The sequence below is a fragment of the Aminobacter sp. P4_D5 genome (assembly GCF_056401815.1).
In genome coordinates, this window is sequence record NZ_JBFUIP010000978.1 from 1 (window position 1) to 611 (window position 611).

The following is a 611-nucleotide window of genomic DNA, read 5'->3' on the forward strand; positions in this document are numbered from 1 at the left end:
GCCGAAGGCGCGCTCGACCAGCGGGCCGGGCGCCGGGATCGCCGCGACCTCGCGGATGATCTTCCGGCGCACCGCCTGCTCGAAGCTCTCGAAGCCGTCGGCCACCATGAGGAAGGCGCCGGGGCCGCCGATCACCCGCTCCTGATAGTATTCATCGAGCGGCTGCATGGCGCCGAGGCCCGGCGGCGGCGGGGTGCGGTCGAGCACGGCGAGGCCGTTCACCACCACGCCCTGGTTCAACAGGTCCTGCCGTGCGGCGCCGACCTCGCGGCCGGAGTTGTTGATGCCGTCGCCGGAGATGTCGATGACGCGGCGCGTGCCCTCGTAGCCCTGGCCGTAGAGGCCGGCGGCGAAGTCCATGGCGCCGGAGATCGAGGTGTAGAGGTGCGTTCGCCGCGGCGCGGCATCGATCGCGCGGGCGAAGCGCTCGGCGGATTCGGGGCTGTCGAGCTTCATCCAGGGGATCAGGTGCTCCTGGATGTTCCAGTCGGACCAGGTGAAGAAGGTGCAGGCGATGGAGCCGATGGGCCCGCGCATCATCGCCTCGACGAGGCGATGGTCGCGGAAGGCTGCGGCATAGCCGTTGAACTGCATCTCCTGCTCCTCGGAAT

1 protein-coding gene is annotated in these 611 nt (G+C 69.9%); it reads right to left on the reverse strand.

Going from position 1 to position 611, the window contains the following annotated elements; translation table 11 throughout:
• Positions 1-594 (reverse strand): DUF1194 domain-containing protein (locus tag AC1DWF_RS36170; RefSeq protein ID WP_476843269.1); only part of this gene is annotated, 594 nt, incomplete at its 3' end.
• Between the last annotated feature and the right edge of the window lie 17 nt (positions 595-611).